This is a genomic window from Peteryoungia rhizophila (assembly GCF_004912145.1).
Classification (GTDB): Bacteria; Pseudomonadota; Alphaproteobacteria; order Rhizobiales; family Rhizobiaceae; genus Allorhizobium; species Allorhizobium rhizophilum.
In genome coordinates this window covers 144,795-170,030 of the sequence record NZ_STGT01000004.1, presented here as the reverse complement: position 1 = coordinate 170,030, position 25,236 = coordinate 144,795, and the positions used below count along the sequence as shown (strand labels likewise).

The 25,236-nt window shown below is 58.3% G+C and carries 27 protein-coding genes; 10 read left to right on the top strand and 17 right to left on the bottom strand.

All coding sequences use genetic code 11. The features are described 5' to 3' along the window. Position 1 precedes the first annotated feature (1 nt). The 3 genes from E9677_RS16830 to proV all read right to left on the bottom strand — a co-directional run bounded on the left by E9677_RS16830 (position 2) and on the right by proV (position 3,086). Positions 2-877 carry a glycine betaine ABC transporter substrate-binding protein gene (locus E9677_RS16830; RefSeq protein ID WP_136559233.1) on the bottom strand — a complete coding sequence of 292 codons (876 nt, stop codon included), beginning with the start codon at positions 875-877 and terminating at the stop codon, positions 2-4. Between the two features lie 69 nt (positions 878-946). Then, complete coding sequence (locus E9677_RS16825; RefSeq protein ID WP_136559232.1) at positions 947-1,831, bottom strand: ABC transporter permease; 885 nt, start codon at positions 1,829-1,831, stop codon at positions 947-949. Positions 1,832-1,853: 22 nt separating this feature from the next. Then, positions 1,854-3,086, bottom strand: a complete 1,233-nt coding sequence (proV, locus tag E9677_RS16820) for a glycine betaine/L-proline ABC transporter ATP-binding protein ProV (RefSeq protein WP_136559231.1) — start codon at positions 3,084-3,086, stop codon at positions 1,854-1,856. A gap of 380 nt (positions 3,087-3,466) precedes the next feature. Here proV and E9677_RS16815 point away from each other — a divergent pair, with 380 nt between their 5' ends. The 3 genes from E9677_RS16815 (at position 3,467) to E9677_RS16805 (ending at position 5,121) form a co-directional block, all read left to right on the top strand. Next, complete coding sequence (locus tag E9677_RS16815; RefSeq protein ID WP_205910154.1) at positions 3,467-3,919, top strand: type II toxin-antitoxin system RelE/ParE family toxin; 453 nt, start codon at positions 3,467-3,469, stop codon at positions 3,917-3,919. 411 nt (positions 3,920-4,330) lie between these two features. Then, a complete protein-coding gene (locus tag E9677_RS16810; RefSeq protein WP_136559230.1) occupies positions 4,331-4,459 on the top strand; it encodes an ArdC-like ssDNA-binding domain-containing protein in 129 nt (42 codons plus the stop codon). A 41-nt stretch (positions 4,460-4,500) separates the two neighbouring features. Beyond that, the gene (locus E9677_RS16805; RefSeq protein WP_136559229.1) at positions 4,501-5,121 is read left to right on the top strand and encodes a hypothetical protein; all 621 of its coding nucleotides are present in this window, start codon (positions 4,501-4,503) and stop codon (positions 5,119-5,121) included. 418 nt (positions 5,122-5,539) lie between these two features. Here E9677_RS16805 and E9677_RS16795 read toward each other — a convergent pair whose 3' ends face one another. The 3 genes from E9677_RS16795 to E9677_RS16785 form a co-directional block, all read right to left on the bottom strand. Beyond that, positions 5,540-6,385, bottom strand: coding sequence for a PA3715 family protein (locus tag E9677_RS16795; RefSeq protein ID WP_136559228.1), 846 nt, complete (start codon positions 6,383-6,385; stop codon positions 5,540-5,542). 164 nt (positions 6,386-6,549) lie between these two features. Continuing rightward, positions 6,550-6,915 (bottom strand): response regulator, encoded by a 366-nt coding sequence (locus tag E9677_RS16790; RefSeq protein WP_136559227.1) that lies wholly within the window; start codon positions 6,913-6,915, stop codon positions 6,550-6,552. A gap of 2 nt (positions 6,916-6,917) precedes the next feature. After that, complete coding sequence (locus tag E9677_RS16785; RefSeq protein ID WP_136559226.1) at positions 6,918-7,856, bottom strand: PAS domain-containing sensor histidine kinase; 939 nt, start codon at positions 7,854-7,856, stop codon at positions 6,918-6,920. Between the two features lie 548 nt (positions 7,857-8,404). Between E9677_RS16785 and E9677_RS16780 the strand changes: the two genes are divergently transcribed. Together E9677_RS16780 and E9677_RS16775 are read left to right on the top strand one after the other, a co-directional pair. After that, entirely contained in the window at positions 8,405-9,223 is an 819-nt protein-coding gene (locus E9677_RS16780; RefSeq protein WP_136559225.1) for a hypothetical protein, read from the top strand. Further along, complete coding sequence (locus E9677_RS16775; RefSeq protein WP_136559224.1) at positions 9,220-9,864, top strand: RES family NAD+ phosphorylase; 645 nt, start codon at positions 9,220-9,222, stop codon at positions 9,862-9,864. Before E9677_RS16780 ends, E9677_RS16775 begins: the two co-directional genes overlap by 4 nt. A 209-nt stretch (positions 9,865-10,073) precedes the next feature. Here E9677_RS16775 and E9677_RS16770 read toward each other — a convergent pair whose 3' ends face one another. The 3 genes from E9677_RS16770 to E9677_RS16760 form a co-directional block, all read right to left on the bottom strand. After that, positions 10,074-10,250 carry a type IV secretory system conjugative DNA transfer family protein gene (locus E9677_RS16770; protein ID WP_136559223.1) on the bottom strand — a complete coding sequence of 59 codons (177 nt, stop codon included), beginning with the start codon at positions 10,248-10,250 and terminating at the stop codon, positions 10,074-10,076. Between the two features lie 366 nt (positions 10,251-10,616). Continuing rightward, on the bottom strand, positions 10,617-10,817 hold the full coding sequence (locus E9677_RS16765) for a hypothetical protein (protein WP_136559222.1): 201 nt from the start codon (positions 10,815-10,817) through the stop codon (positions 10,617-10,619). A gap of 318 nt (positions 10,818-11,135) precedes the next feature. Beyond that, the gene (locus tag E9677_RS16760; protein ID WP_136559221.1) at positions 11,136-11,909 is read right to left on the bottom strand and encodes an AAA family ATPase; all 774 of its coding nucleotides are present in this window, start codon (positions 11,907-11,909) and stop codon (positions 11,136-11,138) included. A gap of 326 nt (positions 11,910-12,235) precedes the next feature. Between E9677_RS16760 and E9677_RS16755 the strand changes: the two genes are divergently transcribed. After that, positions 12,236-12,673, top strand: a complete 438-nt coding sequence (locus E9677_RS16755; protein ID WP_136559220.1) for a hypothetical protein — start codon at positions 12,236-12,238, stop codon at positions 12,671-12,673. A gap of 430 nt (positions 12,674-13,103) precedes the next feature. Next, positions 13,104-14,120: a substrate-binding domain-containing protein gene (locus tag E9677_RS16750; RefSeq protein ID WP_136559609.1), complete on the top strand. Its 1,017-nt coding sequence runs from the start codon at positions 13,104-13,106 to the stop codon at positions 14,118-14,120. A gap of 79 nt (positions 14,121-14,199) precedes the next feature. Here the strand turns inward: E9677_RS16750 and E9677_RS16745 are convergent, their stop codons facing one another. From E9677_RS16745 to E9677_RS16725, 5 genes are read right to left on the bottom strand one after another with little or no spacing between them, the layout of a single operon-like run. Beyond that, a complete protein-coding gene (locus tag E9677_RS16745) occupies positions 14,200-15,465 on the bottom strand; it encodes an ABC transporter substrate-binding protein (RefSeq protein WP_136559219.1) in 1,266 nt (421 codons plus the stop codon). Between the two features lie 25 nt (positions 15,466-15,490). Further along, positions 15,491-16,327, bottom strand: coding sequence for a carbohydrate ABC transporter permease (locus E9677_RS16740; protein WP_136559218.1), 837 nt, complete (start codon positions 16,325-16,327; stop codon positions 15,491-15,493). Further along, complete coding sequence (locus E9677_RS16735) at positions 16,324-17,259, bottom strand: carbohydrate ABC transporter permease (protein WP_136559217.1); 936 nt, start codon at positions 17,257-17,259, stop codon at positions 16,324-16,326. The genes E9677_RS16740 and E9677_RS16735 overlap by 4 nt, the downstream gene beginning before the upstream one ends. After that, positions 17,252-18,421 (bottom strand): ABC transporter ATP-binding protein, encoded by a 1,170-nt coding sequence (locus E9677_RS16730; protein ID WP_136559216.1) that lies wholly within the window; start codon positions 18,419-18,421, stop codon positions 17,252-17,254. Before E9677_RS16730 ends, E9677_RS16735 begins: the two co-directional genes overlap by 8 nt. Then, entirely contained in the window at positions 18,418-19,254 is an 837-nt protein-coding gene (locus E9677_RS16725; protein ID WP_136559215.1) for a metallophosphoesterase family protein, read from the bottom strand. The genes E9677_RS16730 and E9677_RS16725 overlap by 4 nt, the downstream gene beginning before the upstream one ends. A 489-nt stretch (positions 19,255-19,743) precedes the next feature. Here E9677_RS16725 and E9677_RS16720 point away from each other — a divergent pair, with 489 nt between their 5' ends. From E9677_RS16720 to E9677_RS16710, 3 genes are all read left to right on the top strand, one after another. Then, on the top strand, positions 19,744-19,923 hold the full coding sequence (locus E9677_RS16720) for an ArdC-like ssDNA-binding domain-containing protein (RefSeq protein WP_136559608.1): 180 nt from the start codon (positions 19,744-19,746) through the stop codon (positions 19,921-19,923). 120 nt (positions 19,924-20,043) lie between these two features. After that, positions 20,044-20,349 (top strand): type II toxin-antitoxin system MqsR family toxin, encoded by a 306-nt coding sequence (locus tag E9677_RS16715; RefSeq protein ID WP_136559214.1) that lies wholly within the window; start codon positions 20,044-20,046, stop codon positions 20,347-20,349. 2 nt (positions 20,350-20,351) lie between these two features. Further along, the gene (locus E9677_RS16710) at positions 20,352-20,771 is read left to right on the top strand and encodes a type II TA system antitoxin MqsA family protein (protein ID WP_136559213.1); all 420 of its coding nucleotides are present in this window, start codon (positions 20,352-20,354) and stop codon (positions 20,769-20,771) included. 472 nt (positions 20,772-21,243) lie between these two features. Here E9677_RS16710 and E9677_RS16705 read toward each other — a convergent pair whose 3' ends face one another. From E9677_RS16705 to dinB, 3 genes are all read right to left on the bottom strand, one after another. Then, positions 21,244-21,546 (bottom strand): hypothetical protein, encoded by a 303-nt coding sequence (locus E9677_RS16705; RefSeq protein ID WP_136559212.1) that lies wholly within the window; start codon positions 21,544-21,546, stop codon positions 21,244-21,246. A gap of 463 nt (positions 21,547-22,009) precedes the next feature. After that, positions 22,010-23,680, bottom strand: coding sequence for a sensor histidine kinase (locus E9677_RS16700; protein ID WP_168801247.1), 1,671 nt, complete (start codon positions 23,678-23,680; stop codon positions 22,010-22,012). 314 nt (positions 23,681-23,994) lie between these two features. Continuing rightward, complete coding sequence (gene dinB / locus E9677_RS16695; RefSeq protein ID WP_168801246.1) at positions 23,995-25,092, bottom strand: DNA polymerase IV; 1,098 nt, start codon at positions 25,090-25,092, stop codon at positions 23,995-23,997. Positions 25,093-25,236: the final 144 nt, after the last annotated feature.

Genomic DNA, 25,236 nt, shown 5'->3' with positions numbered 1-25,236 from the left:
GTCAGCCTTCGTCCTTGCCCAGCCAAGTCTTGATCTGTTCGGGATGGTCCGCGATGTATTTCTCGACGGCCTTTTCGTAAGAGGTCTCCTGGGCGTTGAACATGGCGGCCTCAAGATCGCCGATCGGTAGCTTCATGCGCGACAGGAAGCCGGCAACCTCCGGATTGTCTTCCTCGAACCCCTTACGGGCGAGCACGTCGACATGCTCAGCATCGCCAAGCGCGCCCTTCGGGTCGGCGATGTAGCGCAATTCGTATTTGCCGAACATCCAGTGGGGGCTCCAGGAGGTCGCAACGAACCATTCTTGCCTGCGGATTGCCCGGTCGACCGTCGTCAGCATGCCGGCCTCGCTGGAAATCTGAAGCTTGTAGCCCTCAAGTCCGTAGTCCGTGACGGCCTTTTCCGAAAGGCGCGTCAGACCGGCACCCGGATCGATGCCCTCAACCCGACCGTTGAGCTTTGCCTTCACGTCATCTTTCTTGAGGTCTTCAATCGAGGCGATCGCATCCTCGGGCACGTAGCTGGGGACGACCCAGCCGAGCTTCGCGCCGTCATAGACTGTGCCGAGCGTCGTCACGTTGTCCTTCACCTTGGCGAAGTAGTCGGCATGGGTTGCGGGCAGCCAGGCCATCAGCATGGCATCGAGATCGCCGCGGCTCACACCCTGGTAGAGAGGTGCCACGTCAGTCTGTACCAGCTCGACCTCGTGGCCGAGTTCGTCGTTGATCAGCTTTGCGGCAAGCTTGGTGACAAATTCGGCATCGGACCAGGCAGCCCAGCCGATCTTCACCGGCGCCTTTTCTTCAGCGAACGCCGAGCCGAAGGCGGCTGTGGTCAGGCCAGCGGCCAGGCTGAATGTAACGAGTGTCTTGAACATATCTGCTCCTTGGAAGGTTCTCATTCGGCTGCGCGAACGCAGCCATTTTTCAACGCAATCCGGCCGTCCTCAGGCCGTGGCCGGTGAGGTTGCCTGCGGTTGCGCTGCTCGACGGAAAAGGACGCGCCAGATCCCGGCGCGCTCCTTTCCGAGGCTCTGCGTGATCCGGTCTAGGATCACGGCGAGGATCACGACGGCGATGCCGCCTTCGAACCCGGTGCCGACATCCAGGCGCTGTATGCCTGTGAGCACCGTATTGCCGAGACCGCCAGCGCCGATCATGGAGGCGATGACCACCATGGACAGCGACAGCATGATCGTCTGGTTGATGCCGGCCATGATGGAGGGCATTGCGTTCGGCAGCTGTACCTTGAACAAAAGCTGCGATGATGTGCAGCCGAAGGCATTGCCGGCTTCTACGAATTCGACATGCACCTGGCGGATGCCCAGATTGGTGAGGCGCACCACGGGCGGCATGGAGAAGATGACGGTTGCTATGGTTCCCGGCACAGCGCCGAGCCCGAAGAACATGGCGGCCGGGATCAGGTAGACGAAGGCCGGCATGGTCTGCATGAGATCGAGCACGGGGCGAACCACCGCCGCGGTCCGGTCGCTGCGCGCCATGGCAATGCCGAGCGGCAGGCCGATCGCCATGGCAATCAGCGTCGAGGCGATCACCAGCGAGAGCGACTCCATCATCGCCTCCCAAAGGCCCATTTGGCCGACCAGCCAGAGCGAAAGGCCCGTGAACACCGCAAAACCGAAACTGACGCGCCAGAGCGACAATAACGCGAATATTGCAATTCCGACGGACAGTGGCGTCGCGAGAAGCAGGTTCTGAATGGTGTCCGTGACAAAGCCGATTGTCAGGGCAATGGTGTCCAGCAGCGGGCTGAAATTGTCGAGGATGTAGTTGACGACGCCGTCGACGCCGTCTCCGATATCGAAAGTCATGGTAAAGTCTCCGGTCTTGCGATCAGGCGGTGCGGTCGAGTGTTTCGAGAAGCACAGATTTGCTGATTGAGCCGAGATAGCGGTTGCCGTCGTCGACGACCGGGACCGGCCAGGTGCTGGAGGCGACCTTGCCTAGCACGTTGGACAGGCTTTCGGCGGCCGGGATTGGTTCGATGTCCGGCAGGAACGCCCGCTTGTACGGGTCACTTGCGCCCTTGCCTGCGCTATCGATCAGCGACGCGCGGCTGACCATGCCGTGATAGGTCTTGTCGCGACCGAGGATGATCGCGACCTCACGGTCGAAATGCTCCATGCGTTCAAGCGCGGCTGCAGCGGACATGCCCTGACGCTCAATGATCGTCACCTGTGTCTTGCGCGCGACGTCACCGGCCCGAAAAACCTGCGAAACATCGACATTGCGAAAGAAGGACCGGACATAGTCATTTGCCGGCTTGAGTACGATCTCGTCGGGCGTGCCCACTTGGACGACTTCGCCGTTCTGCATGATGCAGATGCGGTCGCCAATGCGCATGGCTTCGTCCAGATCATGGCTGACGAAGACGATGGTGCGGCTGTGCTCTGCCTGGAGACGTACCAGTTCGTCCTGCATCTCGGTGCGGATGAGCGGGTCGAGCGCCGAAAAGGCCTCGTCCATCAACAAAATGTCCGGCTCGGCGGCAAGCGCGCGGGCAAGGCCGACGCGCTGTTTCATGCCGCCGGAAAGCTGGTCCGTCCGACTTTCGTCATGGCCTTCGAGGCCGACGGCCCTCAGGGCTGCACGGGCGCGCTGGTTTCGGTCGGCCTCGTTTACACCTGCGACTTCCAGACCGAAAGCGGCGTTGTCGAGAACGGAGCGATTGGGCAGCAAGGCGAAGGATTGGAAGACCATGCTGATTTGATGGCGCCGGAGCTCTATCAGTTCACTGCGCGAAAGCCGCGTCACGTCGCGGCCGTCGATCTCGATTGTTCCCGAGGTCGGTTCGATCAAACGGTTGATGAGGCGCAGCATGGTGGATTTACCTGACCCTGACAGGCCCATGATGACGAAGATTTCACCGGCGCGGATATCGAAACTGGCATCGTTGACGCCGATCGTGCATCCGGTTGCGGCGTGGATTTCCTTCTTGGTCTTGCCCGCATCGAGGAGGTTGAGAGCCTTTTCCGGCCGCTCCCCAAAAACCTTGTAGATGTTCCTGATGCTGATCTTGACCGGACGTTCGTGGTCCGGAAGGTCGTGCTCAGTTATAGAATTCATATTGTGTCGGGCCCGGCTCCGGAAGCGGGGCACTCTCCTTTTTAGCATGCATGCCGGTTCTAGCGATCAATGAGGCGAGATCCCTTGCAAACGGATGTCGCAAATGAGCCTCTGTCGCAATGAGAATACGGCCTAGTACATTAAAGCGATATTGTCCAGACTTTGGGAAGGAAATGCTACAATGCTGAGAAAATGTCCAAGTTATTGAAACAATTTGGCGCTCTTCAGGCATCCTGCGCCCTGAGCCACGTCTACGACCATGGCGCCCCAGGATCTCGCACGGCGCCTCACGACGCCTTGCGCCAAGGTCAAGGAAGCCATCGAGGATCCACGGCCAAGCATTCCGGCCGACCAGGTCTTCGCAGACCTGAGAGCTTTCCATGATGGCCGTGGAAAAGCCATCAAGCGTGAGGCGTAGGATTGTCTTCCGGCCGGCCGCTGCAGCTGATCTCAAAAACCTTTATCTCTCCATTGCCGATGAAGCCGGACACGAGAGGGCAGGGGGTTACCTGGCCCGTATAGAGGCGGCATGTATGTCCCTCGAGACATATCCAGCACGCGGGACTGTCAGGGACCGCGTGCTGCCGGGGTTGCGCATTATCCCCCGCGTCGCCATCGGGACGCTTGCCGATGTGCTGCTTGTCCTTGGCCTTCTGGAACGCCTTGCCGACCTCATTGATGTCCGCAAGGATGATCTTGGGCTGGCGCTGTCGACGGAACAGGGTCCACGTCGGGGGCGATCGTTTGCGGCGGCACTCCGGAAACAGAAGGCTCAATCGGAGACGTCACAGGGTGACCAAGACATCGTGGACCCCGAAGGGGTCTCGTTCTGATGGCGGACTTCGTGGCCAATGTGGCACTTGGCGAAAGCCTGACACCCCTGGGTCAGTTGCGGTTCACCCATGTCGGGCCACGGCAGTTTTCGACCTTGACCTATGCTCCTGAAGATACCAGAGCAGATGAGCGAAATGGTGCCGAGGACACTCCAGCATAAGTAATTCTGTTGCCGCAAAGTGAATGAGAGTGCTCAGGTCTGGCTCCACGCATTTTTGAGAAGGGGCTGACGCCCCATCACCCGTCAAGACCTTGAACCCTTCGGGCAAAAGCGTCCGGGCCGTGGCTCGGGGCTTTTAGCCCCTGCGCCCGCACCACCCCGGACGCTTTTGGGTCTGGACGGGTTCCCCCCGCTCTTCGCCAGAGGGGCAGATCGGTTGCATGCGCAACCCGATCAAAGAAAAAGGGACATGAAAAGCAATGTTTACGCTGAAGTGACGGACAAGATCATTGCCGATCTGGAAAAGGGGGATCTGACCTGGTTGAAGCCGTGGAGTGCCGGGAACACGGCCGGGCCAGGTCGGGTCTTGAGGCCGTGACTTGCACTTATCATGCGGCTTGTATCCAGAGGTAGCTCAAGGTGCTGGAAGAGCACAAAAGGGCCATTTTTAATGTCCAGGCCCATGTGCCGCGCTCGGCAGATTTCCTTCATGGGCTGAGGGCCCTGAAGAAGCTGAAAACGGAGCGGCCGGCGCAAGGCAGCTCAAGACAAGGGGATTGCTTTGCCAGGGTTCGCCCCGATATTTACACCGCATTTGCCGACACAATATTCTTGACGGCGCACTTCCTTCCAGTCGATCAAGCTTTGGCTGCAACCAGAGAGATATTCCGCATGCCCTATTACCTCGTCACCCATACGTCACTCATTGAAGGCGAGGATGAGGTCAGCGCAGCTCAGAAAGTCCTGGCGGAGTTGCGGTCAGCCAGGTCGGTAGAGTTCCTTGTTAAGTTCGATGAGGCAAGCGCCAGGCCGGTGACAATTGCCTATTCCGCCTCGCCAGCTGAAAGCCCACCCCCGACCGCTCCTCGGCCAAATCTGGAGGACGTGGTAGAAACTGCACGGCACGGTACTGCTGCCGTCGATCCTTTGCCAAACCCCGATCTGACAGAGCGGCGGCTCTCAGCAAAAGGCATTGTGATCGGTGCAGGTCTCTTTGCCGCTGGGCTCTTTATGGGGCTGGCGGTCGATCTGCTTCACTGAACAGCGGCGCCCGTCTATGGCGGTCGCGCAGACCTGCCGTGTCAGAGCGCCCATTCTATCAACGCCATCGGTCATTGCGCCGAACCATGGTGCCGACGCAACCTTCAAGAGCTTCGTGTCTGCCGGGGCTCGTCGGGAGCTTCTCCGCACTGCCCGGCTGCAATGATTAGAGTGGGCCGCAAGATCGTCGCTCATATCCTCCACCAGAGGCTTACGCTGCGACGAAAGTTTCCGCAGCGAGCAATTCCGGATCCATGGAATTGGGCGCGTCATATCGCGAAAGGCCAATCGGAAGACTTGCCGCCTGGCGCTTTAGAGCTTCCTAAGGATCGAAATCGCGTTGATCGGATGTTCACCCCCCTGAAACAGTGTGTCGGGTTGCGACCCGATAGGACGAGATCCATCCATGTCAGGAGGGTTAAAGCGGTCTGAGCTCGTCTGGGACGACATAGCGCGTGCCGTCGTATGTCAGATTGAAGCTTCTTGTCGGCTTGTCCTGGGTCTGCTCAGAACACTCCGCCCGCCCGCTGGCGGTGTACTGGGTCACAGACACCGCTTCTGTGATCCGAATATCGGCAAGGCCTTGTGAGGCATTATCTCCCATAGCAAGGAACCTTGTGGTCGTTTCGAAGGAGCCGTCGCAGGTACCGTTCCACTCACCCTGCTTTTTCTCAACCACGACAGTGTCTGATATCCGCCTCACCAGATCGCCCTCGATGACGAAAAGTGACAGGGCGGTTTCGCTGAAGGGGTTAACCTGAGAGCTGCCAGCCTTTGCTACCCGCAGGCCGAAGGCGAGCAAAGTCGGCTTCACCCTGTACCTTGCTGTATCGAATCCAATCGAGGTGATCTTGAATGCATCATCTTCGATCGCGTTCCTCAGCAGAAGACGCTGTTCCACTTGGAGCGTCGACGTATGCATGACAAGGATTTCCAGATGCCCCGCCACGACTGAAGCTGATATGTCGGCGATCAGGGGGACGGCGACAAGCAGACGCTCAGGGTGAGCGGGCCAAATGCGGCAGATGGCAGTATAGCGCTCGGTCTCGCCGTGAACGTGCTGGCCGGGGAGGAATAATGTCATCCCGTCGACAGTAAGCTGTGTGTCGCTTACCTTTCCGGCATGCGGATAGGCATTGGCGATCACTTCAGCGAGTTGCGCGCCACATGCGTCTTTCGCTTGAGCGCTATTCAATCCAAAGGTGAGGAGGACAAAGCACGCGAATACGGTGCCAACGACAGACCATCCTGTGATCATTGCCATCTCCTGCTCCGCTGAAAGGTGACACGAGCCTAGCGGGTTGTTGGACAGAAACAACTTCCGCCGCAAGCAGGCAGGGAGAGGTTTAGATGACAGCATCATCGTGGATAGCGGGTCTTGGGTTTTAAGCCCATCAAAGTGTCTGGCAGCAAGCTTTCCCGGGGCCGCTAAAGTCCGAGTTCGCCGAGTGTTTGTTCGATGACGCGTTCCGAGATCGGCTTGGACAAAAATTTTGCGCCTGGCGGCAAGACGCCTGCGGAGGGGGAATATCTCCCCGAAATCACCACGATCTTCATTGTCGGCCAACGCTCATGAGCAATGTTGCCAAGGCCAAGCCCATTTATCGAACCTGGCATGTCAATGTCGGTCAAGACGGCGGTAAATCCCAGGTCCGCTTCCAAAACGACAAGCGCCTCATCCGCTGTCGTAGCCTCCTCCACTGAATATCCCCGGTCTGACAGCATGTCGACCAGATCCATGCGGATCAGCCCATCATCTTCAACGACAAGGAGCCTCGGTTTGGAAGAACCCATGTTCAATGTTCTTTCTGAAAGCTGGAAAGATCTGCTGAGACCACGCAGCGCAGTCCGGCAGGGTCGTAATCGATCTCGACCTTGCTGTCAGCCGCCCCGGCAAGACCTGCCCTGATCAATCTCGACCCCGATCCCTCAACAATCGGATAGGCAACCGTCGGGCCTCCCGCCTCGACCCACCTCATCTGGAAGCGATCGTTGTTTTCCCCGATAACGTCCCAGTCTATTGTCACCCGGCCCTTGGTGGCAGAGGTTGAAAGAGCTCCATGTTTCATGGCGTTTGTTGCAAGTTCATGCAGGATCAGCGAAAGCGACAGCGAGGGCCTCGAGCCGACCCGAAGGTTGGGCCCGGACACATCAAAGCGAGGATTTTCCGGATCTTCATGCACTGCAAGCAGCTGTGCGACGAGTTTGTGGACCTTCGATGTGCCGAATCCGCCTTGAATGACGGTATCGTGCGCCGCGCTCAAAACGCTAATTCGATCTGAAAGCAGGCGCCTTGCCGTGTGAACATCCGTCGCGGTGCGCAGCGTCTGCGAAGCGATAGCCTGTACCATGGCCAGCTGGTTCTTCAGTCGATGCCCGAGCTCGTGCGAAATCAGGTTTGCATGTTTTTCCTCAGCAACGCGTTCCGTGACGTCGGCGGCCTGCACAAGGATCCCTGATACGGCTCCGGTCAGGTCACGAAGTGGCTGATAGGTGAAGTCGATGACCCGCTCCTGCTTTTCTCCAGATGGTCCCCGGTTCAGTTCAACAGAAACGCCTCGAGCCACAAATGGCTCACCGGAATGGTACACGCCGTCGAGGACGTCCACGAACCCTTGGCGCACCACCTCCGACAAGCCTTCCGCAACCGACCTGCCGACGATCTTGCGATCCCCGCCGATGAGCGTGTGATACTCGTCATTCGCGAATTCTTTGCTGCCCCCATATTCTTCCATATTGTCCGATATGCTTGGACCTAGGTGTATGGTCCGTTCAGACCGCCTGAGGGAACCGTGGCAATTGTGAAATTTTGTTCTGGAAGGGGAGAATGCCGCTGTACCACGTCAAATTCCTGGACTGTCAACGCGGAAAATTGTCGGGGAAATCGCGAGTACGCGCAAGAGGTCGCGGATTTCGGCCTGGGATACAAACTTTGTCCCAGGTTCTGCCGACGAAAGCAATGACACTGCAAACTTAGGCGACATAGCGTATCGGGTTCTGTATTCAGTCCGGTGTTCAGTCCCAGCATTTGGGAGTGCAGGTGCTCCCACATCGACGAAGAAAATGTGCAACGTTTTGTGCCGGAACTCGACCGGGTTTTCTAACACCTGCTGCTTGCGCCTTACGAAATCGCGGCCGGTGGTGCCATCCACACTCTGACTTCGATCTGCGCGGCGCATAAGCAGGCGCCGTCACCGTTCCGAACCATGGCTCTCGGCTTGAAATAGACTTCGCGTGACATAAGTGATATAGGAGCTTCACTCACGCGTATCACGAGGCCGCCATGCATGAAGCCCTGTTCTCCGACGTCGTCATGATCGATCGGCCAAAGCCCGAAGCGGCGCCAAGCGCGCCCTCTCGTGGCCGTCAACCGAAAGGCGCTAACCTGCCACAACCAGGCGAGAAGCCGGCGCTGCATGACGTCCTCGCCAATGCGTTTCTGCAGACGCTCGTCAAGCTGAAGGTCGCGCCGGCCGGAAAGGAGAATACTGAGCTTGCAAGGCTTGCCAGTGCCATGGCCGACATGGCCACCGGCGATTCAGTCGTCCTGAGACTGAAGCCCGACTTGCCCCAGAGTTATCGGAAAACCGTCGAGACGTTCTTGCAGACACTGGTTCGGGTCAGCGGTTCGCTGGAAGAAAGCCGGCTTGAGGAAGCGATCAACAAGCTAGCCGATGTCATCCTGCCCGACGAACTTAAGGAGGCGCGGGGTGCGCTTGCCAAAGACAATCTCGAGCTTCGGGACCGCTTCATTCGCGAAATCCAGCAATTCACGAGCGCCGAGGTCGGCAACCAGGCTGGATCTGCCGCCAAGAACCCATATGCGACAGCAGCGCGTTGGAAAAAGGCAGGCGACATCTTCTCGGTTCAGCATCGCGGTACGGAGTATTTTCCAGCATTCCAGTTCCTGGACGGCCGCCCGCGCCCTGTAATCAAGGCTGCGCTCGGGGCGCTGCCGCAATCGCTTTCGGCCTGGCAGCGGGCGTTCTGGTTTGTGTCGACCAATGGCTGGCTGGACAACAAGGCGCCCATCGACATGTTGGATCGTCCGGAAGAGATCGCGGCTGCGGCGGTGCGTGACGGCCAAGAGGTGGTCGGTTGACACCCTCCGTCGTGCCAAACCCGCCTTCGCCCTTTCCGAAGATCAACAAAAAAACACTGAAGTCGGGAACGGAGCTCCACCGCAACCATCTTTCCTCCTTTGGCGCAACGCAATTCAATCCCTGCCTGGGTCAGGCAACACGCTTTGCGCCGTTCAACGATCGCAGCGGCAACTGCGTGCCGACACTCTATGCGGCGACCAGCAGAGAGGCGGCTGCGTTCGAGTCGATTTTTCATGACGTCGATCCGGCCGCGCTATTCAAGTCCGTTCGGCTCTCCACCGTCGAAAGACGCAGCGTCAGCATCATTGCCCCCAAACGCGATCTGATGCTGGCAAGCCTGTTTGCGCCCGATCTGAAGGCTTGGCGGCTCAGCCGCACCGACCTAATCGAGACGCCCAAGTCGACCTATGCTGAAACTGTTTTGTGGGCACAAGCCATTCATGCTTCTTCGGCCGACGTAGATGGTCTGATCTGGACGTCGCGCCAATGCGATCCCGAGCAATGCCTCATACTCTTTGAGGATCGGATTGCCGAGGTCGACTTAGAGATCAGAGATTGCTTGGGCGTCGCGTCGAATGCGGCTCTTCTTCTCGAACTGCGCGACTACGGCCGGCGGGCCGGCATCACGATCATCTCGTAGGCCTCAAGCATCATACGCCGCCCACCTTAACGGCTGACCACGGCGATCGCCTCCCGCCCTCAGTCGTTGACGGACACAGGTTGCCACCTCCTGCCTTATGCCGCTGACGTGGGTCCTGCACGGTTCAGATGAGGGGATCTCGCGCATGCGCGGCTTTGATCCGGGCTAAATCTTGGGCGACTGTTTGCGGTACGTGCGGGGATGGCTGCTCAAGACGGATCAAACAGGGTTTGGAACTCCGGGTCCGCATGGTAGCGGATCTTCTGCGCCAGCGCCGGCCTATGTCCGGTGCCGTTGAGGATCATCGCCTCGCTCAGCAGCCGCATGATCTCGTCAGGGGTGATCAGATCGCGGGCGACGACATGTTCGCTGGATGTATGGCCCATCGGCTTCCATAGTGTTGGCGATCAGGGTGTTGGCAATCAGGCTGGTGGTCTCGATGTCGTTGACCCCGAAGACTTGGCATACGCGAAACGCTTCCCGTATGTGGCGCGCAGCTGCTACATGCCTGCAGGATCGGCCAGAGCTGCACGCCATATCCCGCCAGCCATGGCCTGTTCGATTGGCGCGGATGGGCAAGGTCGGCAAACTCGTCGAGCAGATAGAGCACGGGTTTGGCGGGTGTCGCTGGATCGCGCGCCATGTCGGTCAGGCTTTGGGTGGCAGCCGGGAGGGCCTTTGCGTCGAGATGTCCCTGCCCGAGCTGACAGACGCGATCGACCAAGAACCATTGTTGCCAATGACAAGAGCAATCAAATGGAAGTCTGCTCGTCCTGGTGTGTCGACAGAAGGGTCTCCTTTGCGATCCCGGCCAGATGCACCAGTTCTTCAAGGTCCTCGAATCCGCTCCTGACCAGATCAATGACGACCCTGCGAACATCGTTCGAGGTGTCATCGAGCTGTCGTAATGCGCTCTGGACGATGAAGTCTTCCCCCTGAAGCAGCATTGGCATGTTCCCACCTCCGTTGAGGTTCCAGTAAGCCCAAAAAAAGTCACGGTGTCCAACCCCGTTTCTAACCGGTAATTTTCTCCTGCTTCGCTTGGTCCGACATTCGCCTGGTCCCCTCGCATTCGGAAGGTTGCCGGTCTCGTTTATTGCTTCAATTTGCGCATATGGACACCGGCCGAGCGTAAGGGGTCTGCTCGGTGACCTCCGGCCTGAGGTGATGCTTGGGTAGGCTCTGGCATGTGCAGGGTCGGTTTGTAGCGCACTGCCAGCTTATGGCTGAGCGCTGAATTCACATTGAGTGCAATCATCGTGTCGCATCGCTTAGATGTCATCGAGCATTGCGTGGCGAACGAACCCAGCCGGATCCTCGGTAAAGTCCCTGTAGAGCTTGAAATGCTGTGTCTGCTGCAGTTCCCTGTCTACCAGGCCACCACGGGTTACGTCCACCAGTCGGGCGCCGGGGACGGCCATGAGGATCGGCGAATGGGTCGCCATGATGATCTGGGCACCGGCCGAAACCTGGATCGAGTGGAGAAGACGAAGGAGTTCGATCTGGCGCTTGGGAGACAGCGCACTTTCCGGTTCGTCCAGCAGGTATATTCCTTGTCTCGACAGACGCTCTTCGAAGAACCGAATGAAGCCCTCGCCATGGCTCCAGGATAGAAAATCCGGCGGTGCGGCATTGGCGTCTCGTGCGGCTTCGTCAAGATAGCGGGCGACGGAGAAGAAGGATTCAGCCCGAAAGAACCATCCAGCAGTCACCTTGGGCAACCACGAGGCGCGCAGAATGGTCGCGAGCGCCGCACCGCTGCGATCGACAGCGCGCGAATGGTCGACGGGCATATAACCCTTGCCGCCGCCAGCCTCGTCAAAGCCGCAAATGGCAGCCACGGCCTCGATCAGTGTAGATTTCCCCGCGCCATTCTCGCCGATGAGAACAGTCACCGGTGTCGAGAATTCGAAGAGAAAGTCCTCTTTGAGCCAGGGTAGGTTGAACGGGTACTGCTCCTCCAGCCTTGCGTCCTCGCGCACGGACAGGCGCTTCAAAAAAGGCGCCGGCAGACGTGTCCCTCTGGATTTTCGTGAGGTTGGCATGGCGGCCCATTGATCCTTTCAGCGGTTGTGGACTGCTGCTGGCAGACCTCGTCCATATGGTGAGCCTGCATGGTTGAAGAGTGGCGGCTCTGCAGCGGTCGCAATTCAGCACCCGCTTTGGTCTTGTTGCATGCGATCGTCGCCCCGGTCTGCCTGTAGGGTCAAGTTTCTTGGGGGCTGTGTGCACCAGCGTTGAGATTTCAGAGGTCTGCAGGAAGAGGGTGTTCAAGGCAGAACCGGCAACCCGATTGCGTCAGACATGTGAGATCCAGCGGGAACAATTTTTACGCTGCCGTGTTCGTGCGGCGCTGAGGAGGATAGTGTTGATGAATGATCGGCGGTCTGATGTCGTTTCGGCGTTGCCGCAGCTGAGGCAGATCGCATTGATCATGACGGGGGATGAACGTCTTGCCGATGAGGCGGTCACACATGTTCTGCGCCTGGCCAACCAGCGCAAAGACGATGCTGCGAACTTCCCTTGTCCCTTGAGCTGGCTCCTGGAGAACCTCCTGCGGCTCCCCATTTTTGAGAACCAACGCTCAGACGGGCCGAAAGCCACCACCACCTACGGAATGAGCCTGCTCGACCTTCCCCTCGACGAGCGGCTGTGTCTGGTGCTGGTCGATGGGTTGAAATTTGATGCTCCCTTGGTTTCCCGCATCGTCCGTGAGCCGGTGGAAGCGGTCGAAAAACGACTGCTGACGGCACGAGAGATGTTCAAATGCCTGACGGATGCAGCAATGCATCCTGAACTTCCTCCATAAGAGGTCCATTGAGATGAGCAGATTGGCGCCATGCCGCTCAAGGCAAAGGGCCAGGATGGGTTCTCTTCAGACACGAGGCTGCCCCACCAACGAGCGATCGTCTGATACTCACGGATGTAACCTGAGTTCATTCCGGGGGAAAAATTCTGCAACTGTTCGTCCGTTTTTTCGGCTGCGTGATGAACCGTTCCGCGATGTCACACTCCAGTCACGATGGGCGACGTAAAGCGAGATGGCTGAGACCATGTGAAGAACGTTTGCGAAAGCCGATTGAAACTGGGAACGACATCCATCTGGGCTGATGGGAACTGACGTGATCTGCCTTCGAGTAGCCGACGCCTGCCGGACCGGTCGCCGGCACGGTAGCATCGAACGATCCCGGGTGCTGCATCGTGGCGAGCGCCGATCTTTTGAAGTGAGCGATGAGAAGATGTCGACGATCGAGGAAATTGCCTCCCGTGCCGGATGCTCTATGGCCACTGTCAGCCGCGTACTCAATCGCAGCGGTCCGGTCAGCGAAGCCATGCTGCGACGCGTTCGCAAAGCGGCATTGGAGCTCGGATACCAGAAGCTGGAGGGGACGATTGCAGCAAAGCGCCATCGTCCGGTTGTCGGCGTTTTGATCCCCAGCATCAGCAATCCCGTCTTCGCCGCGTCATTGTCCGGCATTCAAAGCCGCATGCGCGTTGCAGGGCACGGGGTCCTGATTGCCCAGTCTGACTATGACCCGGCCCGTGAACCCGATGCGATCGCTGCCCTTCTGGCAGAAAACCCGACCGGTCTTATCATGACCCTCTGCAATCCCCTGGTCAGCCAGTCTACCTTGTCTGTCGATCTGCCGCCGACCGTCCTTCTCCACAACCAGCCGACGCCTCGGTTCAAGGCGGCAGTCACCACTGACAACAGACGCGCCGGACAGGAGCTTGCCAACCACCTCATCCATCATGGTCATCGCCAGATCCTGTTTGTGTCCGGCTGGTTTGCCAGTTCCGACAGGGCCCGTTTGCGTTATGAGGGCTATTGCGACGCCATGCAGGGAGCAGGTCTCGAGATTGCAGATGCCCTCCAAGTCTCCCTCACGACCGGTTACGGTGATCTCGATCTTTCTGAAATTTTGTCGCTCTATCGGCCAACGGCGATCATTGCCTCCAACGATCTTCTGGCGCTCGGAGTGATCAGCGCGGTGAGACGGGAGGGGTTGCAAGTGCCAGATGATGTCTCTGTTGCGGGATTTGACGGGATTGCCATTGGGCAGCTGGTGTATCCGCCCTTGACCACCATCGAAATGGCCGACGTCAGTATGGGCGCAACGGCTGCATCGCTCCTCCTCGATATGGCTGCAAATTCAGCCGTGCCACGGCATCTGACGCTGGATTACAAGCTAAACCCTGGCGGGACTGTTAGGCAGGCTCCGCAAACGCCAGAGCCGATCTCCAGTCGTGCATAAGCCTTGTGGCCGGGGAGGGCGCGCCGCCTGACGTCGGGACGGCGCGCGCAATTTCGGACTTGCAGGCAAAGCCTGGTCTTCAGCTTCTGGGCAGCAGGCCCTCGACTTCGGCGGCAGCGTCGTCGAGCGCTTCCTTCGGCTCGGCCGATTGCTCGACCACACGCGACAGGTTTTCCACGATCGTCTGGGTGACCTTCACGCCGTTCGAGCCGGGAAATGCGTACCAGGGCTGCATCAGCGGCATTTGCTCCAGGCCGGCGCGAAACAGCGGGTTTTCCTTGTAGAAGTTGCCCAGATAGTCCGGCGAGGTGGCGGCGAGCTCATTGTTCGGGACATAGCCGGTGCCGGGAACGACGACCGAGGCGCCGTAAGGGCCGGCGGCGAACTTGATGAACTTCCAGGCGGCTTCCTGCTTCTCGGCATCACGGGTCAGCATAACCGCAGCATTGCCGCCGGTCGGCAGCTTGCCGTTGACGGGATCGAGGCGCGGGATCGGGGCGGTTCGAAGATCGAACTTGTCTCCAACATTTTTGATGGTGTTGCGCAGCGCGCCCGTGGTCTGGAAGGCAAAACCGACCTTGCCGGCCACGAAGGCCTGTTCGCCTGCCTGCTTGGTGAAGACAGGAAGACCGCCTTCCTTGACCATGCGGTCGACCAGTTCGAAGGCCTTCAAGCCTTCAGGACCGTTGAAGGCAACAGTGGCCTCGTCGTCACTCAGCATTTGACCGCCAGCGCCGAACAGAAGCGCGGAGAACATCCAGTCATCACCCTGCCAGCGGAAATCGATGCCTTCCGTACCGTTGCCAAGGGCCTTGATCTTCGACGAGAGTGCAATGACCTCGTCCCAGGTCTTCGGCGGCTGGTCCGGGTCGCCATCGACCTGGCGTACGAGATCGGCATTATAGTACATGATCGGGTTGGAGGTGGCGAAAGCAAGTCCCACCTGTTTGCCCTTGACCTTTGCGAGCTTCAGGATGTTTTCCGAGAAGCCCTGTTCGGCCATATTGCCGTCTTTTTCCATGAAGGGGCCGAGATCGACGGGAATGTCACGCTCATCGACCATACGCAAACGATTGAGACCGATAAAGGTAACATCGGGCATTTCTGCCGTGCCAGCCTGGCGCATGATGGTCTGGATGCCTTCCTCATACGTCGCGGAAGGGTTGGCGAAGGTGATCTTGATGTCAGGGTTTTCTTCCATGAACTTCTTCGAGATCGTGTCCATCACGTCCTTGAAGAAGCCCGGCATAGGATAGTGGACATTGAGGGTCGTTTCGGCATGGGCCGGAACGCTCACCGCCAGCGTCATGGCAAGAGCTGCCAGCGCCTTCTTGAGATCAGTCATCGCAGTTCTCCTGGGTTGCGACCGGTCAGCCTTTGAGACCGGTCATGGTGATGCCCTCGACGAAGCGTTTCTGCGCAAGCAGGAAGGCGAGCACGAGGGGAAGGGTGATAATGAGGGTCGCAGCCATCAATGCGCCGTAGTCGTCGCCTGCCTCGGCCGCGCGAAAGTAAAGCAGTCCCAGCGGCGGGGTCGCATAGGCCTGGTTGGTGACGACGATCAGCGGCCAGAACAGATCGTTCCAATGGGCGACCACCGAAAAGATTGAAAAGGCGGTAATGGCCGGCCAGGCATTCGGAACGATCACGCGCGCAACGATGCCCGTCTCGGACATGCCGTCGAGGCGTGCCGCATGGATCAGGTCGTCCGGGATGCCGCGGAAAAACTGGAGGAAGAGGAAGATAGCAAAGACCGAAATAGAGAAGGGAGCGACCAGCGCGAAATAGCTGTTGAGGACCGACAGGCGATCAAAGGCGACGTAAAGCGGAAGTGCCGTTGCGTGGATCGGCACCAGAAGGCCAAGCATGACCAAGGCCATCATCAGCCGCGCGGCGCGAAAGGAGAGCTTCGCCATGGCATAGGCGCTAGGGATCGCCACCAGGATCTGCACAACAAGGATCAGGCCGCAAACGATGACGCCGTTCAAGAGCAAGTTCCCCATCGACACCCGACCGAAGGCTTTCGCGAAATTCTCGGCATAGGACCAGGTCTGCGGGATCAGGTTGAGCGACGACGAGAAGATCTCGCTTTGCGCCTTGCCGGCAGTGGAGATCATGAAGATGTAGGGTGCGAGAAAGACGAGCGCGCCAAGGACAAGAAGGGTGAGGCGCAGGGCGCGAACCGGGGTGAAGCGATCGGTCATCATGTGTAGTGCACCTTCCGGTCCATGACGCGGTATTGAAGGACCATCAGCGAGACCAGGATTGCGAGAAAGATCACTGTCATCGCAGAGGCGTAACCGACCTTCAGATAGACAAACCCCTCCTGGTAGATGGTGAAAAGCAGGACCTCGGACGCCTTGTTGGGGCCTCCTTCGGTAAGTGTCTTGACCGTTTCGAAGACCTTGACGGCGTTGATGATCGAGATCGTTGTGACAAAGAGTGTGGTTGGTCCGAGCATTGGCCAGGTGACAAGGCGGAAGCGGGATAGGGCTGAGCGCGCTCCATCCACTTCCGCGGCCTGGTAGAGTTCGCGTGGAATGGCAGACAGGCCAGCCAGGAAGAGAACCATGTTGAAGCCCGTTGACTGCCAGATGCCGATAATCGACAGGCTCGTCATGACCGTGCTCGAGGCGCCCAGCCAGTTCGGCCCATCGATCCCGATCATGGTCAGTACAGCGTTGATCGGGCCGATGGTTGGATGGAACAGGTATTGCCACACTGTTGCCATGGCGACGAGCAGCGATGCCACCGGCAGGAAATAAGCGGTGCGGAACAGGCTTTTGCCCCAGCCCTCGCTCTCGATCAGAAGCGCAATGCCAAGTCCAAGCGCCATGGAGACGGGTGCGACGATCGCGGCATAGACCGTCGTATTCCAAAGGGACTTCTTGAAGGTGCGGTCGTTCAAGAGATCGGCATAATTGTCGAAGCCGACGAAATTGAAACTGCCATAGCCGAGCTCGAAGTCGGTAAAGCCTAGGAAGATCACGGCCACTGTCGGCAGTATCACGAAGGCCAGCAGCAGGAGGAGGGCCGGAGCAGAAAGCAGAAGCGCAATGCGCGCTTCACGACGCTTGGCTATTTGCTGAGCGCTGATGTTGGCCGTCACCCGACCAGGATCGATCGCAAGGCTAGCCATACACAGCCTCCGTGCGTTTGGCCGAAACAATGGCGATCTCAGCAGACAACCGATCACCTTTTTCGTCGAAGACCAAAATCGCTGAGGGATCGAGTTTCAGATCGACGGGCTGGCCAGCGGCAAGGCCAATCGCCTCGGCAGGGGCGATCTTGGCGACGACAATCCCTTCCATGGCCGCAAGCCGGGTGAAGACGATGACTTCTGAGCCGAGAAATTCGAGCCTCTCTATGCGGGCTGGCAGACTTCCGTCGCCGGCGCGTGCCAGCCGGACGAATTCTGGACGGAATGCCACTGTGATGGGCGTGGTCGGCTTGAGGGGCGTATGGGTCAATAGGCGGATATCGCCTGCCTGGACGAGGCCGTTATCATCGACCACGGTTTGCAGGAGATTGATGCGCGGCTGGCCTAAGAATTTGGCGACTTCGAGATGGACAGGCTCATCATAGATCCGGCGTGGGCTGTCGAGCTGCAGCAGCCGGCCACCGATCATGACCGCGACACGGTCGGCCATCGACAGCGCTTCCGATTGATCGTGGGTCACATAGAGTGTTGGCACGCCGGCCTTGCGGTGCAAGTCGACGATCTCGCCGCGCGCGTGAACGCGCAGATTGGCATCGAGGTTGGACAGAGGCTCGTCCATCAGGAAGACGCTTGGATGGCGGACCATGGCGCGGGCGAGAGCCACGCGCTGGCGCTGGCCACCCGACATCTGGCCCGGCTTGCGCTCGAGGAGGTGGTCAATCTTCAAGGATGCCGCCATGGTCTTCACCTGGCGCTGGATCTCGGCCCTGATCTTTCGCTGCTCTGGCAACAGGCCGCCGATCAGGGGCAGGCGACCGGCCATGGACAGGCGGCGCATGGCAAGCGGGACGGCAATGTTCTGACCCGCGGTCAGATGCGGATAGAGGGCGTAGGACTGGAAAACCATGGCAATGTTGCGATCGCCGGCCGCACGCGAAGATACGTCTTCACCGCCGATGATAATCTCACCCCTGTCGGCGTGATCGAGACCGGCGACGATGCGAAGCAGTGTGCTCTTGCCGCAGCCGGATGGTCCGACAAGGGCGATGAATTCGCCCGCTTCGGCCTCAATGCTGACACCCTTGAGTATGCTGTTGCCACTATAGGACTTGGTGACGTCGCGAAGACTGAAGGCACTCATTGCGCGGCCTCCACAGGCGCAGTGGTAATGTTGCGCGGATAGACCTCGTCGATCACCTCATCGAGCACATGCGCCGTCGCGCCAGCCACCGAGACAAGTTCGCTTTCAACCGCTTGGCCGAGCCGATGGATTGCAGCCCCAACAAGGCGGCTGCCCGGCATTTCTCGCTCGAGTTTGTCTATGATGAAGGAAGTCGGAGGCGCCCAGACAAGCTGCGTGACCCCCAAACGTCCTTGCCAGGCCCAGTGGAGATGGCCGCTGGCAAAAAGTGCGACCTGGTGGGCTGTCAGCAAATCGATGATTTCGCGACGTTGTCTGGGCGGTGCTCCCCAATAGCCTGTGTCACCTTCATCGGGATCGTCGACGAAGAGCGGCTTATGCGCGAAGATGACAGCGCGCCGGCCGTTGCGATTTGCAAGGGTCTCGCTGAGCCAGGCAAGCTGTGCCTCTTCTTCGGCATGTCCGGATCCGATGAGGAGGCTGTTCACGCCGATGACCAACCAGTCGCCAATGGTCTTGGCAAAGCGGTCGGGCCCGACGAAATCGCGCCAGCGCTTGAGACGCAGATCGTCGACCGGCTGATGGGAACCTGGCATGTGTCCGACATCGTGATTTCCAGGCACGACAAGGACTGGCACCGTCAGTTCGCCAAGCAGTGCCATGGAAAAACTGAGATCCTCGTCAAGATCTGCCCCATCCACTGTCAGGTCGCCGGTATGAACGACGAGGTCGGGCTGTTCCTCTTCAATCCACTGCCGGATCGGATCCCAATTGTCGTTGAAATGCGGTTTGGTCGGGCTGAAATGCGTGTCGCTGATCTGGATGATCTTCATCGCGTGCACCTTGTCTTGACGAGGTTGCAGCTCGACCCGGAGCGAACCGGCTGCGTTCGTCCCCGTCTTTAGGCGCTCATCATGTCAGGGACGTAAGAAGGCTTTCAGTCTCCTTCCAGTTTCGTCATCAATCCGTCACCCGCCGTCTTTCGACTGTCTCCAGCTCAGCGCAATCCGGCTGCCGACGGGTCAAAGTCAGTCGTCGACTGTTCTGGACTTCAGGATCAAGCTGCGATCTTGCTTACAGCGCGTTGACGATAGGGGCGGGCCTCTTCGCGGCGAGCCGGACCATGGCTGCCTTCCTTAAGCTTTCCTGACAGCCCCTCCCATCCCTATGCAACGGTATGCACCGTCTTTTCGCTTCGCCCGCCCCTTCGGGGTGCAAGGGTTGTCTGGGCCTGTCTCTCCAGACGCCATCAGGCCGCGATGGTCGCGGTCTGACACGCGAAAGGAGACGCTCATGCCAAGTCATCTTCACCCAAATTCGATCTGCATCAGGAAATCACCAACCGCATCGTGGACGCTCTCGAAACCGCAGGTGAATTCCAGCTTCCCTGGATCGCCAAGAAAGCGGCAAGCTTCGCTCGCCCCGTCAATATCGCGTCGCTGAGGCCCTATAACGGGGTGATTATTGTGCAGCCTGGAAGCGATTCTCGGTTGTTTGTGTGAATTCTACAACCGTTGGCTACTGGGAGTTAACCCGCTCTCGCTAGTAAGGGCGCGGTGTCGCTAGAATTCCAAAAAATGCAAAAACCTAATTGCCAAATTGACCTAATAGGTGTATTTATCATGACAGAAAAGAAGGTCGCCCACTATCCGTTGGAGGATGTCTTCGCTTGTATCGCTGAAGACGACGTCCGCGCCACCAACACTGCTTACGATGGAGCCGATGATCTCGGAATCGAAACGCTTGATGAAATGTGCGCGATCATCAAGAAGCTGACAGTCGGAGACCTACACAAGTCGATGACAACACATGCGGACGATACGATATGGCAGGACGTTTACCGCCCTTTTATTGATTCGGGAACGCAAGCCTATATCAAGCTGACTATAACGAACGGACTTTTGATAGTGTCCTTTAAGGAGAAGTGATCATGAAGTGCCCAATGTGCGGTGGTGCCGAATTGTCTCATGAAATACGGGACATCCCTTATACCTATAAGTCTAAGGCGACTGTGATTAAAGGCGTCGAGGGTGATTTCTGCGCTTCATGCGACGAAGTCATTCTCGACAGGTTGAACGGAGATCGCTATGGCGCGGAAATCCGGGCGTTCAAGCGTCAGGTGAATGAAGAAAGCGGTGTCGATCCTGCGTTCATTGCCAAGGTTAGGAAAAAACTTGATCTCGACCAGAAGGAAGCCGGACGCGTTTTTGGTGGAGGTGATAACGCCTTTTCACGGTATGAGCGTGGACGTGCGAAGCCTCCGGTCTCATTGGTGAAGCTTCTGTCACTTCTGGACAGACATCCGGAACTGATCTCAGAAGTCAAAGAAGAGCAAATCAGGGCGGCGTAGGTTCTCGGCAATATGCGGACGCACTGATGGTGCCTCCGTCGATGCGTTTCCCGTAATGCCTGCGACGAATTCGGTCCCCAGCGACGCCTTCCACCTCGCTGGGGACAGAGATCATTACGCTAGTTTCGCCACCGCGACTTCCTCCGGCATGGTTTCCATGAGCCTGTCGAAGCCCAACCAACCACCGCACTGGAATCCCGTAATCAGATTCCAGGCTTCTTCTCGGGTTAAGCCCAACTTTTGAATCTCTGCGAGATACCCGTGATCCGTCTTCAAAAGGGTCGTAGGAGTCCGGCGAAAGGACGGGGAACTTGATCGAGACCTTGACTACCTCGGCAACACTCTCACACATTGACAGTCAGCCAGTTGGCGGGGTGAAATTCGTCAGGCTATTCGTGTCGCGCTCGTAATTATTCGCACTTTATATATCAAAGGTTGCGCGCGAGGACAGGTTACCTACTTTGTGGCATTGCTACATAATTCCGTGAAAACGCAGCATGAAATGACCGAGATGCTGATCGGAGACATGCCGGATCATCACCGTGAATTTCTCATCAGCTTCGAGCGTGGCCAACCGGACTGGCCCTTGCTCAAGATAGGTCAAGTCGCCGATCGTCCCGCGGTTCGCTGGCGGCAGCACAATCTCGACAAACTTCAGCCTGTGCAGCGTTCTAGTCTGATCGAACTGCTGCAATCCTCCCTCGAGAGGCGCGCCCGAAAATAACGTCTGCAGGGTGTGGAAACGGAGATACGCAACGCTCGAGGGCGAGCGCATGGGCCAACTCCGCTTCGATGTGAGGTTTCGAGGCAGCAAGCCCAGTAGCACGAAGTTGGGATCCGCAGGCGGGGTTAAGTGCGTTTACTGTTGAGCGGTTTGGCTTTTATGGCTTGGCGCAGTCGGTCAGCGATCTCGATCGTTTCGTGATTGTTGATGTTGATTTCTGCATCGCTACCGAGATTTGATATTGTTTTCGACATCAAAAAGAACTGCGAGTCAGTCCAGGTGGATAACTGGCAGGGGCTTTTCGGTCTTCACAAGAATAACGATCGATCGCGACGCTCCCATACGGTTTTGCGAACCCGTCGCCGCGTCTGTCGTTCCCAGTGCAGGGCGCATTAGGCACGATTTGAGCGGCTGCTTTGGCGAGCATGAGTGTAGGTTCTTGTCACAGTCCGCTCGGCGGCAAACTTATCGCTTCATGCCGTTATGTGCCTTCTGAAGTCGGCGCCACCGAACCTCAGCTCGAATGCGGCGGCATGCCCAAGACAATCTCTTCCTCGAACTCGATCGTGCACTTCAGACCATCAGGGGCAAAGTCGAGATCCAGCTTAGGCTTGTAGCTCGCGGGAAAGGCACGGCCGATCAGCTGAGAACCAAATCCCACTCGCTCGGGTTTTGCCACAGGCGGCCCGTGCAGCTCCTGCCAGGAGAAGCTGACGCGCCCATTCGCGCTGCTCCATGAAATCAGGACGCGCCCGCCCTTTTCACTGAGCGCCCCATACTTTGTGGCGTTGGTGGCGAGTTCGTGAATGATGAGAGAGAGCGCCAGACCGCCTTCGGGTTGGACGGCAAGGGCGGGGCCCGTTATTTGGAAGGGGGGCTCGGTGTCGTCTTCATAGGGCGCTAGCGCGGCCCTCACGATATCTGCAATCTGCGCTTCGGACTTGCCTTCCTGCCCTGCAAAGATCAGATCATAGGCGCGACCCAATGCCGACAATCGCTGCGAAAAGGAGCTGAGACGCTCGTCGCGGGGAAAGGTCTGGCGCGCGATCGCCGTCACCACGGCCAGTGTGTTCTTGACCCTGTGCCTGAGCTCACCGACCAACAGAGAACGACGCTCTTCAGATAGCGCGGAGGCAGCACGTCTTGCCTCGAGTTCATCAAGCAGGCTGTCAACCGTGCTGCCGACGAGCCCGAGCTCACTTCCAGTGCTTTCCATGTGGGTTCGGCTGGCGAGACTTCCTGCCTTGTAGGACTCGAGAACGCCGACGATGCGGTAGATTGGTCTGAGGATGAAACGGTCTCCGACAAATGTCGCGGCGAGGAAGGCAGCCACGACGCTGAGCAGCACCATTGAAAGGCTCGCCCAGGTGGTCCGGTTGATGCTGGAAAAGGCCTCAGCGCTGGAAAGCCCGGTACTGACAAATACTGGCAGGACAGGGGTGGCCGGTCTGTAAGCGATGATGGTCTGGGCGTTGTTGTCTAGCCCAGTCGTCTCCAAAGTGCCGAAACCCGCGGCTTGGACCTTGGACGAAAGGGCTTCGGGCAATTTTGTACCGACAAGACCACCGGAATGCGGAGCGTGCGCCAGTATCACGCCTTCCCGATCGGCCAGAATGACGGTCGCCCGACCGGTCGGGTCTCTTTCTGCCATGCGCTCTTGCAGCCAGTCGAGCCTTATGGCCGTGGCAACGACGCCGATAATGGCCTCATCGCGGATGAGCGGGACGGCCACCGGAAGAACGGCAGCGCCTGTCAGCTTGCTGACGGTGTAATTGCCCACTACCAAAGTATCGGCGTCAGCCGTCAGACCGTCATTGACATAAGTCCGCTCTGAGAAGTCGACACCTGCCGGGTTTCCCTGGCTATCGCAGACAAGTTTGCGCTCCGCGTCAATGACCAGAATTGCCCCCGTCATCTGAAGATTGCTCGAGATCCGCTTCAGCGACGTTCCGCAGTTTACGGGATCGAGATCCACCACCGTTGGCAAAGCCGAGACTGCGATGAGCAGGCTCTTTGCGCCTTCCAGCACCCGGTCCAGTTCAGCTGCGGCGTCTCGGGCGGTTTGAGATGCCTGATTATGAACCTCGACACGCCGCTCCTCGCGGCTCGCCAGCTCATTATAGGTGAGGAGGCCGATGCCCGGCAGCAGCGCTGTGACCGCGACCGCAAACAGTCTCTTTCTCACGTCTTTCTCCCTTAGAGCCGCTGCAGTGAGAAGCTTCAATTTTTATCCCGGCACTCTTCTTGGTTCCCACTGATTTGGCAATTCCCAATCATGGGCGCGGTCTTCTTCCTGGGGCCACCAAAACGTATCCGCAGTCTCGGGCCCCAATTGCCGAAGTCTGCTTCAGCTGAGCTCTGGCCGCGTGCATTCTTTTCTCCGACCTTGGTCCAGATGACCTCCTTCACAGGTTGCGCGAGTGTTGGGCTCAAAGTTTGTGCGAACGGAAACGAGGTGATCCCGTTTGGCGTGATGGCGAAGTGCTCTGATTGCGTCCTTCACAAACCCAGACCGAGCTGGGGTTCGTCGACTTGATCGGCCTCCTTGTCGGCAAAGAGGGACGACAAGGTCAAGCCGAGCAGACGGACCGGCCGTTTAAAGGGATAGAGGCCGGCAAGCAGGACATCGGCCACTTCCAGAATATCTCCGAGGTCAGCAAAGGGCAGTGATGTCGTCCGGCTACGGGTCACCTGTTCAAAATCGGCGTATTTGACCTTCACGGTCAGCGTCTTTCCGCTGAGGCCTTTGGCCTTGCAGGAGGACCAGACCTTTTGCGCAAGCGATCGCAGTTCATTGGATGCAGTGTCCAATGCACTGATATCGACGGCGAACGTATCCTCCGCGCCGATTGATTTGCGTTCCCGGTCCGGCCTGACCGGGCGTTCATCAATGCCCCGGGCAATTCCAAAGAAGAATGGGCCGGCCTTGCCGAAATGCTCTGTCAGAAACTGGAGGGGCTTCGCCTTCAGCTCGGCGCCGGTTTCTATTCCCAATCGATGCATCTTCTCTGCGGTGGCTGGACCGACGCCATGGAATTTCTTGACCGCCAGCTGCTCGACGAAGGTCGGGCCATGTCTCGGAGTGATCACGGCCTGACCGTTCGGCTTGTTGAGATCGGAAGCCATCTTTGCCAGAAACTTGTTGTAGGAGATGCCCGCCGAAGCATTGAGACCGGTTGCGGCCTTGATCTTTGCGCGGATTTCCAGGGCGATCTCGGTGGCGACGGGCATGTCCTTCAGGTTTTCGGTGACGTCGAGATAGGCCTCATCGAGTGACAAAGGCTCGATCATCGCTGTGTACTCAGCGAAAACTTCGCGGATCTCCTGCGATACCGCGCGATAGACGTCAAAGCGGGGCTTCACGAATATCAGGTCGGGGCATTTCCGGGCGGCCGTGACCGATGGCATGGCAGAATGAACGCCGAACATGCGAGCCTCATAACTGGCGGCCGCGACAACGCCTCGCGCGGCGGCTCCGCCAACTGCCAAGGGTTTGCCACGAAGTGCCGGATTATCGCGCTGCTCGACGGAGGCGTAGAAGGCGTCCATGTCCACGTGGATAATCTTGCGGATGGTCGATGCGGTCCTGGCATCCATGAGCGTCGGTGTTCAACCTTGAGGAAACGAAACAAGAACATCGCCCTGTTTTAGGCCCAGTCCGGGTGTCAGGTCAATATCAATACCTGTCGTTGGAAACTCCTTTCATCTCCAGGCGTTTCACTTGAATGTTCCCAATCGGAG

Coding starts and splice junctions, on each gene's coding strand:
- E9677_RS16765 (WP_136559222.1), bottom strand. CDS start 10,817: ATGCCAATGCTGCTTCAGGGGGAAGACTTCATCGTCCAGAGCGCATTA.
- E9677_RS16710 (WP_136559213.1), top strand. CDS start 20,352: ATGAAGTGCCCAATGTGCGGTGGTGCCGAATTGTCTCATGAAATACGG.
- dinB (WP_168801246.1), bottom strand. CDS start 25,092: ATGGATGCCAGGACCGCATCGACCATCCGCAAGATTATCCACGTGGAC.
- E9677_RS16725 (WP_136559215.1), bottom strand. CDS start 19,254: ATGAAGATCATCCAGATCAGCGACACGCATTTCAGCCCGACCAAACCG.
- E9677_RS16745 (WP_136559219.1), bottom strand. CDS start 15,465: ATGACTGATCTCAAGAAGGCGCTGGCAGCTCTTGCCATGACGCTGGCG.
- E9677_RS16770 (WP_136559223.1), bottom strand. CDS start 10,250: ATGGGCCATACATCCAGCGAACATGTCGTCGCCCGCGATCTGATCACC.
- E9677_RS16815 (WP_205910154.1), top strand. CDS start 3,467: ATGATGGCCGTGGAAAAGCCATCAAGCGTGAGGCGTAGGATTGTCTTC.
- E9677_RS16790 (WP_136559227.1), bottom strand. CDS start 6,915: ATGGGTTCTTCCAAACCGAGGCTCCTTGTCGTTGAAGATGATGGGCTG.
- proV (WP_136559231.1), bottom strand. CDS start 3,086: ATGAATTCTATAACTGAGCACGACCTTCCGGACCACGAACGTCCGGTC.
- E9677_RS16735 (WP_136559217.1), bottom strand. CDS start 17,259: ATGGCTAGCCTTGCGATCGATCCTGGTCGGGTGACGGCCAACATCAGC.
- E9677_RS16810 (WP_136559230.1), top strand. CDS start 4,331: ATGAAAAGCAATGTTTACGCTGAAGTGACGGACAAGATCATTGCCGAT.
- E9677_RS16785 (WP_136559226.1), bottom strand. CDS start 7,856: ATGGAAGAATATGGGGGCAGCAAAGAATTCGCGAATGACGAGTATCAC.
- E9677_RS16825 (WP_136559232.1), bottom strand. CDS start 1,831: ATGACTTTCGATATCGGAGACGGCGTCGACGGCGTCGTCAACTACATC.
- E9677_RS16705 (WP_136559212.1), bottom strand. CDS start 21,546: ATGCGCTCGCCCTCGAGCGTTGCGTATCTCCGTTTCCACACCCTGCAG.
- E9677_RS16780 (WP_136559225.1), top strand. CDS start 8,405: ATGCATGAAGCCCTGTTCTCCGACGTCGTCATGATCGATCGGCCAAAG.
- E9677_RS16795 (WP_136559228.1), bottom strand. CDS start 6,385: ATGGCAATGATCACAGGATGGTCTGTCGTTGGCACCGTATTCGCGTGC.
- E9677_RS16750 (WP_136559609.1), top strand. CDS start 13,104: ATGTCGACGATCGAGGAAATTGCCTCCCGTGCCGGATGCTCTATGGCC.
- E9677_RS16760 (WP_136559221.1), bottom strand. CDS start 11,909: ATGCCAACCTCACGAAAATCCAGAGGGACACGTCTGCCGGCGCCTTTT.
- E9677_RS16740 (WP_136559218.1), bottom strand. CDS start 16,327: ATGATGACCGATCGCTTCACCCCGGTTCGCGCCCTGCGCCTCACCCTT.
- E9677_RS16830 (WP_136559233.1), bottom strand. CDS start 877: ATGTTCAAGACACTCGTTACATTCAGCCTGGCCGCTGGCCTGACCACA.
- E9677_RS16755 (WP_136559220.1), top strand. CDS start 12,236: ATGAATGATCGGCGGTCTGATGTCGTTTCGGCGTTGCCGCAGCTGAGG.
- E9677_RS16715 (WP_136559214.1), top strand. CDS start 20,044: ATGACAGAAAAGAAGGTCGCCCACTATCCGTTGGAGGATGTCTTCGCT.
- E9677_RS16730 (WP_136559216.1), bottom strand. CDS start 18,421: ATGAGTGCCTTCAGTCTTCGCGACGTCACCAAGTCCTATAGTGGCAAC.